Below are 9,351 nucleotides of genomic sequence, written 5' to 3'. Positions count from 1 at the left end.
AACGCCCGCAGCGCCTCGTACGCCATCGCCGGACCCAGATCCGAGCCGCCGATACCGATGTTGACGACGTTCCGGATCCGCCTGCCGGTATGGCCCCTCCACTCGCCCGAACGCACCCGCTGCGCGAAGCCGGCCATCTTCTCCAGCACCGCGTGCACCGCCGGGACGACGTTCTCCCCGTCCACCTCCACCACCGCGTCCCGCGGCGCACGCAACGCCGTGTGCAGCACCGCACGGTCCTCGGTGGTGTTGATCCGCTCACCGCGGAACATCGCGTCCCGCAGCCCGAACACATCCGTCGCCACGGCCAGTTCGCGCAGGAGGGCCAGTGTCTCGTCGGTGATCAGGTGCTTGGAGTAGTCGATGCGCAGATCACCGACCTCCACCACGTACCGTTCGGCGCGCCCCGGGTCCGTGGCGAACAACTCGCGCAGCTGCGGGTTGAGTTGGCCCGCGCGGTGGTCCTCCAGGGCGGTCCACTCGGGCCGCCGGATGAGCTGGGGGGAGTCAGGCATTTCGGGAGGTCTCCTTGGTGGCCTCGCCCCGCAGGGCGATGGCGTACATCTCGTCGGCGTCGAGGCGCCGCAGCTCCTCGGCGATCAGTTCGGAGGTGGAGCGGACCTTCAGCGCGAGGGTGCGCGAGGGCTGGCCGGGCAGCGAGAGCGTGGCGAGGGGACCGTCGGGCCGGTCGATGACGATGTCGCCGTTGGTCGTGCCGAGCCGTACGGCGGTGACGACCGGGCCCGCGGTGACGACCCGCTCGACCTCGACCTTCAGCCGCGCCTCCAGCCAGCGGGCCAGCAGCTCGGCGCTGGGGTTGTCGGCCTCGCTCTCCACGGCCGCGGAGGTGATCGGCACCCGTGCCTGGTCCAGGGCGGCGGCCAGCATCGAACGCCACGGGGTCAGCCGGGTCCAGGCGAGGTCGGTGTCACCGGGCGCGTACGAGGCGGCCCGCGCCGCCAGGGCGGCGAGCGGCTGCTCGACGGCGTACATGTCGGTGATCCTGCGCTGCGCGAGCGCGCCCAGCGGGTCCTTCGCGGGGACGGCGGGGGCGCCCACCGGCCACCACACGACGACCGGCGCGTCCGGCAGCAGCAGCGGCAGCACCACGGAGTCGGCGTGGTCGGAGACGTCACCGTAGGTCCGCAGCACCACCGTCTCGCCGGTACCGGCGTCGGCGCCCACCCGGACCTCGGCGTCCAGGCGGGAGTTGGTGCGGTCGCGGGGGGTGCGGGCGTGCCGCTTGATGACGACCAGGGTGCGCGAGGGGTGCTCGTGCGAGGCCTCCTCGGCGGCCTTGATCGAGTCGTAGGCGTTCTCCTCGTCCGTGACGATGACCATCGTCAGGACCATGCCCACGGCAGGGGTGCCGATGGCGCGGCGCCCCTGCACCAACGCCTTGTTGATCTTGCTTGCCGTGGTGTCGGTCAGGTCGATCTTCATGGCCTGCGCCAGCTCCGTCCGTCTCGTGCGAGCATCTCGTCGGCTTCCTCGGGGCCCCAGCTGCCCGAGGGGTACTGCGCGGGTGTGCCGTGCGTCGCCCAGTACTCCTCGATCGGGTCGAGGATCTTCCAGGACTCTTCCACTTCCTGGTGACGGGGGAACAGGTTGGCGTCGCCGAGCAGTACGTCCAGAATGAGACGCTCGTACGCCTCCGGACTCGACTCCGTGAACGACTCGCCGTAGGCGAAGTCCATGGAGACGTCCCGGATCTCCATCGACGTGCCCGGGACCTTCGAACCGAAGCGGACCGTCATGCCCTCGTCGGGCTGCACGCGGATGACGATCGCGTTCTGGCCCAGTTCCTCGGTCGCGTTGGAGTCGAAGGGGGAGTGCGGGGCGCGCTGGAAGACGACCGCGATCTCGGTGACCCGGCGGCCCAGCCGCTTGCCGGTGCGCAGGTAGAAGGGGACGCCCGCCCAGCGACGGTTGTCGACCTCCACCTTGACGGCCGCGAAGGTGTCGGTCTTCGACTGGGGGTCGATGCCCTCCTCCTCTAGGTAGCCCACCACCCGCTCGCCGCCCTGCCAGCCCTCCGCGTACTGCCCGAACACCGTGTGCTCGCCCAGCTCGCGCGGCAGCCGCACCGACTTCAGCACCTTGAGCTTCTCGGTGAGCAGCGCCTCCTCGTCGAAGGCGATCGGCTCCTCCATCGCGGTGAGCGCCATCAGCTGGAGGAGGTGGTTCTGGATGACGTCACGGGCCGAGCCGATGCCGTCGTAGTAGCCGGCCCGGCCGCCGATGCCGATGTCCTCGGCCATCGTGATCTGGATGTGGTCGACGAAGGACCGGTTCCAGATTGGCTCGTACATCTGGTTGGCGAAGCGCAGCGCCAGGATGTTCTGGACGGTCTCCTTGCCGAGGTAGTGGTCGATCCGGAACACCTGGTCCGGGTCGAACACCTCGTGCACGACCTTGTTCAGCTCGCGCGCGCTCTTCAGGTCGCGGCCGAACGGCTTCTCGATGACCGCGCGCCGCCAGGAACCCTCGGGGCCGTCCGCCAGACCGTGCTTCTTCAGCTGCTTGACGACCTTGGGGAAGAACTTCGGCGGCACCGAGAGATAGAACGCGTAGTTGCCGCTGGTGCCCCGGGAGGTGTCCAACTCGTCGACCGCCGCGCGCAGTTGCTTGAACGCCGTGTCGTCGTCGAAGTCGCCCGGGATGAACCGCATGCCCTCGGCGAGCTGCTGCCAGACCTCCTCGCGGAACTCGGTCCTGGCGTGCTCGCGCACCGAGTCGTGCACCACCTGCGCGAAGTCCTGGTCCTCCCAGTCCCGGCGGGCGAAGCCGACCAGGGAGAAGCCGGGCGGGAGCAGGCCCCGGTTGGCCAGGTCGTAGACGGCCGGCATCAGCTTCTTGCGGGACAGGTCGCCGGTGACCCCGAAGATGACGAGGCCGGACGGGCCCGCGATGCGCGGGAGCCGGCGGTCGCGGGCGTCCCGCAGCGGGTTGTCCCAGTCGTCCGTACGGGCGTCGGTCAACTCCTCGACGGTCAGTGCCTGTTCGCTCATTCTCCGTCGACCCCCTTGGTGCGCAGTGACTTGGTGACGGTGTCCAGCAGGTCCTGCCAGGCCGCCGCGAACTTGGCGACGCCCTCGTCCTCCAGCTGTCCCACGACCTCGTCGTAGGAGATCCCCAGCCGCTCCACGGCGTCCAGGTCGGCGCGCGCCGAGGCGTAGCCGCCGGTCACCGAGTCGCCGTGGATGTCGGCGTGGTCCGCGGCGGCGTCCAGCGTCGCCTCGGGCATCGTGTTGACGGTGCCGGGCGCGACCAGTTCGTCGACGTAGAGGGTGTCCTTGTACGTCGGGTCCTTCACGCCGGTGGAGGCCCACAGCGGGCGCTGCCTGTTGGCGTGGGCGCCGGCGAGAGCGGTCCAGCGGTCACCGGCGAAGAGGGACTCGTACGCCTGGTAGGCGAGCCGCGCGTTGGCGAGCGCGGCGCGGCCCTTGAGGGCGAGGGCCTCGTCGGTGCCGAGGGCGGTGAGGCGCTTGTCGATCTCGGTGTCGACGCGGGAGACGAAGAACGAGGCCACGGAGTGGATCCGGGACAGGTCCAGACCGCGCGCCCGCGCCTTCTCCAGGCCGGCGAGGTAGGCGTCCATGACCGCGCGGTAGCGCTCCAGCGAGAAGATCAGCGTGACGTTGACGCTGATACCGAGGCCGATGACCTCGGTGATCGCCGGGAGACCGGCCTTCGTCGCCGGGATCTTGATCATCACGTTGGGCCGGTCGACCAGCCAGGCGAGCTGCTTGGCCTCGGCGATCGTCGCCGCCGTCTCGTGGGCGAGCCGCGGGTCGACCTCGATGGAGACCCGGCCGTCCTGGCCTTCCGTGGCGGTGTATACGGAATGCAGTACATCGGCTGCGGCCCGTACGTCGGCGGTCGTCATCATCCGGACGGCCTCGTCGACCGTGACACCCCGTACGGCCAGCTCGGCGAGCTGCTCCTCGTAGCCCTCACCGGAACCGATGGCGGCCTGGAAGATCGACGGGTTGGTGGTGACACCGACCACGTTCCGGTTCTCGACGAGTTCGGCGAGGTTGCCGGAGGTGATCCGCCCGCGCGACAGGTCGTCCAGCCAGACGGAGACGCCCTCGTCGGCGAGGCGCTTGAGTGCTCCCGCGGTGGCGGTCGCTTCGGTCACTTCGATCATCTTCTTTCTGGCGGTGGGATCAACCGCGCGAGGCGGCGAGGGATTCCCTGGCCGCCGCGGCGACGTCGTCGGCGGTGAAGCCGTACCGGGCGAGCAGGGTCCTTGCGTCGGCGGAGGCGCCGAAGTGTTCGGGGGAGACGACGCGGCGTGCGTCACCTGTGAACCGGTACCACGTCAGACTGGTTCCGGCCTCCACCGCAACGCGTGCCTTCACGGCCGGTGGAAGCACACTCTCGCGGTACACGCGCGGCTGCTCCTCGAAACCACTCCACGGACGGCATGGACACCACACGGGTGCCCACGCCCTCCGCCTCCAACCGTTCCCGTGCGGCCACGGCCGGCCGGACCTCGGAGCCGGTCGCGACGATCAGCACGTCGGGGGTGGCGGTGGAGGAGTCCTCCAGCGCGTGACCGCCGCGGGCGTTCGGGGCGGGCCAGGCGATGACCGTGCGGAGCGCGGTGATCGGGGGGTGCCCGGTCTCGGTCCGGGCCCGGACCGTCCACTCCGGATCCGCGGGGTCGTGCCGCATCACCTTCTGAACGCTCGTGTACGCGACCGGGGCCAGGCTCCTCGCGGTGCCCGGGTGGCCGCTCCCGGCCCTCCGCACCGCGTCCGCCGCGAGCGGACGTGCCGTGTCGACGGCCCGGCGGTCGAGGTCGGTCCACTCGAAGCGGTCGGTGGTGTACGCGCTCGTCTTCAAGAAGTCCTCGGTGGAAGGGGCGGAACCGCTCTGACATGTTCAAGCTTAAAAGTCTGACTTTTACGGGGAAAGGTGCCGGTGTGCCAGCCTGTGGTGAAAGTGGGACACCCAGCGGCAGTGCGGCACGACGTCGAGGCGGTACGAGAAGGACATGGCGGACAGAACCATCCAAGGCGGCGCGGGTGACGGCCAGGTGATCAGGACGTTTCCCTTCCCCGTCGATCTGAGCGTCGCCGGCGTCGGGATGCAGGTCGGCCCGATGGGCGGCGGCCGCACCTGGCACGCCGACGCCCCGCTGCACCGCGTCCACCGCATCGACTTCCATGTCGTCATGCTCTTCTCCGCGGGGCCCGTCCGGCACATGATCGACTTCGCCGAGTACGAGGCGCACGCCGGTGACGTGCTGTGGATCCGGCCCGGCCAGGTGCACCGCTTCGCCGGCGGCGACGAGTACCGCGGCACCGTCCTCACCATGCAGCCGGGCTTCCTGCCCCGCGCCACCGTCGAGGCGACCGGCCTCTACCGCTACGACCTGCCGCCCCTGCTCCACCCCGGCGAGCCGCGCCTCGCCGCGCTGCGGGCGGCACTTGAGCAGGTGCGGCGCGAGTACGAGGACACGGCCACCCTGCCGCTGAGCCTGCGCACCGCCGTCCTGCGGCACTGCCTGACGGCGTTCCTGCTGCGCCTGGGGCACCTCGCGGCGAGTTCGGCGGAGGAGGCCGCGCGCCGGTCCGACACGACGTTCACGCTCTTCCGGGACGCCGTCGAGAAGGACTTCGCCACCAACCACAGCGTCAGCGCCTACGCCGACGCGCTCGGTTACTCCCGGCGCACCCTCGTGCGCGCGGTGCGCGCCGCCACCGGGCAGACACCCAAGGGTTTCATCGACAGACGGGTCGTCCTGGAGGCGAAACGGCTCCTCGCCCACACCGACCTGCCGATCGGACGGGTCGGCGCGGCCGTCGGTTTCCCGGACGCGGCGAACTTCTCCAAGTTCTTCCAGCAGCACACGGACCTGACACCGGCGGCGTTCCGCGCGGAACTGCGCTGACGGCGGCACCCGGAAGGGGGAGGGGGAGGGGGACCGGCCGGAAAGGGAGGTCCCCCTCCCCTCCCTCTTCCTCGGCTCGACGGCCTGCGCGCGGCCACGACAAGCGGGCGGCACGACACGAGGAAAGGGGCTCCACGCGCGCGTGGAGCCCCTTTCCTCCCGTGGGGGAGCGCGGTCGTCAGTGGCCGAAGTCGAACCAGTTGACGTTCACGAAGTCCGCCGACTGCCCGCTGTCGAAGGTGAGGTAGACGTCGTGGGTACCGGTGACGGAACTGATGTTGGCCGGGACCGTCTTCCACGACTGCCAGCCCCCGGTGTTGCCCACCGAGAAGCTGCCGACCGGCGTGGCGGTGGGACTGTCGAGCCGCACCTGGACCAGACCGCTCACCCCGCTCGCCGCCCCGCTGGCGACCCGGCCGTAGAACTGGGTGGCCGCCGTGGAGCCGAAGTTGACGCCCTTGTAGAGCGCCCAGTCGCCGTTGGCCAGCGAGCCGATGTCCTGGCCGCCGCCGGTGTCCGTGGTGGTCTCCGCGATGGTGCCGGACTGGCTGTCGTACGACTCCGCCTGGACGGCGCTGTAGGCGTCCCGGTTGCCGGTCGGCGGAGGCGTGGTGGTGCCCCCCGTGGACTGGAGGACCTGGACGTAGTCGACCGTCATCGGGTGGCCGGGGTCGGTGCCGCTGTCGGGGCCGCCGCCGAACGCCGCCGGGAAGCCGCCGCCCATCGCCACGTTCAGGATGATGAAGAAGCCGTGGTTGGTGGCGTTGGCCCAGGTCGTCGCGTCGACCTGACTGGCCTTCACCGTCTCGAAGTTGACGCCGTCGAGGTAGTAGCGGATCTCCTGGGGGCTCGTCGAGCGGTCCCACTCCATGGCGTAGGTGTGGAAGCCCGCCTGGCACGTGGTGCCGGTGCACGCGGTGCTGCCACCGATGCCGGTCGTCTCGTTGCACGGCCCGCCCGGGCTGGTGCCGCAGTGCACGGTGGACCAGTCGTTGTTCAGGCCCTGGACGTTCTCCATGATGTCCAACTCGCCGACGCCCGGCCAGTTCTGGTAGTTGCCCCGGTACGGCGCGCCCAGCATCCAGAACGCGGGCCAGTAGCCCTTGGCCGCCGCTCCCGTGACGTTGGGCAGCTGGATCCGGGCCTCGACGCGCAGCTTCCCGCCGGCCGGCGGCTGGAAGTCGGTGCGGTTGGTCTCGATCCGGCCCGAGGTCCAGTTGCCGGCGGCGTCCCGGCGCGGGGTGATCAGCAGGTTGCCGTTGCCGTCGAGCGCCACGTTACTGGTCGACGAGGTCATCGACTCGACCTCGCCCGTGCCCCAGTTGGCGGCCCCGCCGGGATACGAAGTCCCGCTGTCGTACTGCCAGTTGGTGGTGGAGACGCCGGAGCCCGCGGCGCCGTTGAAGTCGTCCGCGAAGACCTGCGACCAGCCGGCCGGCGGAGTGGGGGCGGAGGCGTCGGCCGGCAGGGTGGCGGCCGTGGTGGCCGCCGCTGCCAGACCGAGCGTGCTGACGAGGGCGATCAGGACCCGCCGCAGCGGGCGTGGTCTGCGCGACGTGCCGGAGGTAACACTCATGGGGGTGCCTCTCGGGTACGGAGTGGGGGTGCGGGGAGATACCTGCTTGAGAGCGCTCTCACGCAGGGGCTGCGCGGTCAATGTGCTCTCAGCCACTCCGGGCGTCAAGAGGTGAAGCCGTCAAACCCCTTTCGCTACAAGCGAGTTCAGGTGATGAAAGAGAGGAAACGGGAATTTCCCGCGAGGTTCCCGCAGGCCCGGCCGCTGCCCGTGGCGGTCACCGCGCTGGTGCTGTGGCCGGGAGGGTTTGCGGGCCTCGCGAGCCGGTGAACCTTCCCGGTCACCGCACTAGACGGCGCTGCCCGCCTTCCAGGTCGCCCAGGACAGGTTCCAGCCATTGAGGCCGTTGGACGCCTCCACGGTCTTCTCGCCCGAGTTCTTCACCACGACCACGTCGCCGAGCATCGAGCTGTCGTAGAACTTGTAGCCCGCCACGGAGGTGTCGTCGGCGCCCTTGGCGTCGTGCAGGCCGACGCAGCCGTGGCTGGTGTTCTGGTGTCCGAACACCGCTGTGGACGCCCAGTAGTTGCCGTGCACGAAGGTGCCGGAGGTGGTCAGCCGCTGGGCGTGCGGGACGTCCGAGATGTCGTACTCGTCGCCCAGCCCGACCGTGGAGGACTCCATGCGGGTCTGCTTGAACCGCTCGGAGATCACCATGATCCCGGACCAGGTGGTGTGCTGGGCGTTGCCGCCGCTGACCGGGTAGGTGGCGAGGGTCCGGCCGTCCCGCTCGACCACCATCTCCTTGCTGGAGAGGTCGACCGTGGAGATCTGCGCGCGGCCGATGTGGAAGGTGACGTCCTTCGACTGGACACCGTAGACACCGTCCGTGCCCTCGACGTCCTTCAGCCGCAGGCTCAGCGTGATCTTCGTGCCGGCCGCCCAGTACGTCTCCGGCCGGAAGTCGAGCCGGGTGTCGCTGAACCAGTGGCCGACCACCTCGACGGCGGGCTCCGCGGTGACCGTGATCGCCTTCTGGACGGCGGCCCGGTCCTTGACCGCGTGCGTGAAGTTGATCGACACCGGCATGCCGACACCGGAGGTGGAGCCCGCCTCGGGCGTGAAGTAGCCGACGAAGGTCTCGCCCGGCGACCTGGTGGTGAAGGTCGTGGTCGTCGTGGCCGCACCCCGCACCTGGGCCACGACCGTGTACTTGGTGCCCGAGTACGGGTGCGCGGCCGACGTCCACTTGGTCCCGGCGTCGTTGAGGGAACCGGTCAGGGAGGAGCCGTCGTTCCCGGTGACCTTGACGGAGGCGAGCGTGCCGTCGCTGACGCCGACCTCGACCGGGGCGCCGAAGTCGGCCTTCTTCGTGCCGTCGGCGGGCGTCACGGTGACGGTCGCCGTCTGCGCCGTCTTCGCTGTCTTCCCCGCCGTGGCACCGCCGCCACCGGCGCTCGCGGAACTCTCCGTCGCGCCCGCCGAGCCGCCGCACCCGGTCAGGATCGCGGCCGGTGCCACGCCGAGCACGGTGAGGACCCCGCGCCGGGACCACCTCTCCGATATGCGCTCGGACCGGTTGGGTATGTGCTCGACGCTCACGGCAGGCCTTCCTCCGCCAGGTCGCGCACGCCGCTGGCCGTGCGCGACGAGATCACCAGTGCCTCCGCATCCTGCGTCACCCGCCTGGGCTGAATCTTTGAATCCCACGGCCCGTGCCTGAGATTCCGGTGAGGAAGAACTGAAAGAAGAAGAGAACCGCGAGAAGAGTCGCGAGAAGAACCGGAAGAAGAACCGGGCGGTCAGGATCGGAGAAGCGGGCGGCACCGGGCTGCCGCTAGCGTGGCGGTCAGGGCGGTGCCCGGCCGGACCGTGCCGGGGACCGCCGACGGAGACCGTGCGGGCGGCCCGCCCGACAGAGGGAGAGACG

Annotated in this window: 6 protein-coding genes and 3 pseudogenes; 1 reads left to right on the top strand and 8 read right to left on the bottom strand. The window is 70.3% G+C overall.

Going from position 1 to position 9,351, the window contains the following annotated elements; genetic code table 11:
• The 6 genes and pseudogenes from ABZT12_RS24270 to ABZT12_RS24245 all read right to left on the bottom strand — a co-directional run.
• Nucleotides 1–515 (bottom strand): annotated as a pseudogene (locus tag ABZT12_RS24270) (glucose-6-phosphate isomerase); the annotation flags it as partial.
• Nucleotides 508–1,443, bottom strand: a complete 936-nt coding sequence (gene opcA, locus ABZT12_RS24265) for a glucose-6-phosphate dehydrogenase assembly protein OpcA (protein WP_356388220.1) — start codon at nucleotides 1,441–1,443, stop codon at nucleotides 508–510. The gene opcA and the pseudogene ABZT12_RS24270, both read right to left, overlap by 8 nt.
• Complete coding sequence (gene zwf / locus ABZT12_RS24260; RefSeq protein ID WP_356388218.1) at nucleotides 1,440–3,011, bottom strand: glucose-6-phosphate dehydrogenase; 1,572 nt, start codon at nucleotides 3,009–3,011, stop codon at nucleotides 1,440–1,442. Before zwf ends, opcA begins: the two co-directional genes overlap by 4 nt.
• Nucleotides 3,008–4,153 carry a transaldolase gene (tal, locus tag ABZT12_RS24255; protein ID WP_356388216.1) on the bottom strand — a complete coding sequence of 382 codons (1,146 nt, stop codon included), beginning with the start codon at nucleotides 4,151–4,153 and terminating at the stop codon, nucleotides 3,008–3,010. Before tal ends, zwf begins: the two co-directional genes overlap by 4 nt.
• Before the next feature lie 19 nt (nucleotides 4,154–4,172).
• Nucleotides 4,173–4,584, bottom strand: a pseudogene (locus ABZT12_RS24250) (transketolase C-terminal domain-containing protein); the annotation flags it as partial.
• Nucleotides 4,585–4,650: 66 nt separating this feature from the next.
• Nucleotides 4,651–4,854: pseudogene (locus tag ABZT12_RS24245) on the bottom strand (hypothetical protein); the annotation flags it as partial.
• Between the two features lie 151 nt (nucleotides 4,855–5,005).
• On the opposite strand from ABZT12_RS24245, the gene ABZT12_RS24240 reads away from it, so the two are divergent.
• Nucleotides 5,006–5,905, top strand: a complete 900-nt coding sequence (locus tag ABZT12_RS24240; protein ID WP_356388214.1) for an AraC family transcriptional regulator — start codon at nucleotides 5,006–5,008, stop codon at nucleotides 5,903–5,905.
• A 178-nt stretch (nucleotides 5,906–6,083) separates the two neighbouring features.
• Here the strand turns inward: ABZT12_RS24240 and ABZT12_RS24235 are convergent, their stop codons facing one another.
• Both ABZT12_RS24235 and ABZT12_RS24230 read right to left on the bottom strand, forming a co-directional pair.
• Nucleotides 6,084–7,481 carry a glycoside hydrolase family 16 protein gene (locus ABZT12_RS24235; RefSeq protein ID WP_356388212.1) on the bottom strand — a complete coding sequence of 466 codons (1,398 nt, stop codon included), beginning with the start codon at nucleotides 7,479–7,481 and terminating at the stop codon, nucleotides 6,084–6,086.
• A 288-nt stretch (nucleotides 7,482–7,769) separates the two neighbouring features.
• Entirely contained in the window at nucleotides 7,770–9,023 is a 1,254-nt protein-coding gene (locus ABZT12_RS24230) for an Ig-like domain-containing protein (protein WP_356388210.1), read from the bottom strand.
• Nucleotides 9,024–9,351: the final 328 nt, after the last annotated feature.

Source organism: Streptomyces sp. NPDC005423, assembly GCF_040606415.1.
In the GTDB taxonomy this organism is placed as follows: Bacteria; Actinomycetota; Actinomycetes; order Streptomycetales; family Streptomycetaceae; genus Streptomyces.
The sequence above is the reverse complement of the archived record's forward strand: the minus strand, read 5'-3'. Positions and strand labels throughout refer to the sequence as shown.

Excerpts from the sequence above, each read along its gene's own strand:
- tal (WP_356388216.1), bottom strand. The coding sequence starts at position 4,153 with ATGATCGAAGTGACCGAAGCGACCGCCACCGCGGGAGCACTCAAGCGC.
- zwf (WP_356388218.1), bottom strand. The coding sequence starts at position 3,011 with ATGAGCGAACAGGCACTGACCGTCGAGGAGTTGACCGACGCCCGTACG.
- opcA (WP_356388220.1), bottom strand. The coding sequence starts at position 1,443 with ATGAAGATCGACCTGACCGACACCACGGCAAGCAAGATCAACAAGGCG.
- ABZT12_RS24240 (WP_356388214.1), top strand. The coding sequence starts at position 5,006 with ATGGCGGACAGAACCATCCAAGGCGGCGCGGGTGACGGCCAGGTGATC.
- ABZT12_RS24235 (WP_356388212.1), bottom strand. The coding sequence starts at position 7,481 with ATGAGTGTTACCTCCGGCACGTCGCGCAGACCACGCCCGCTGCGGCGG.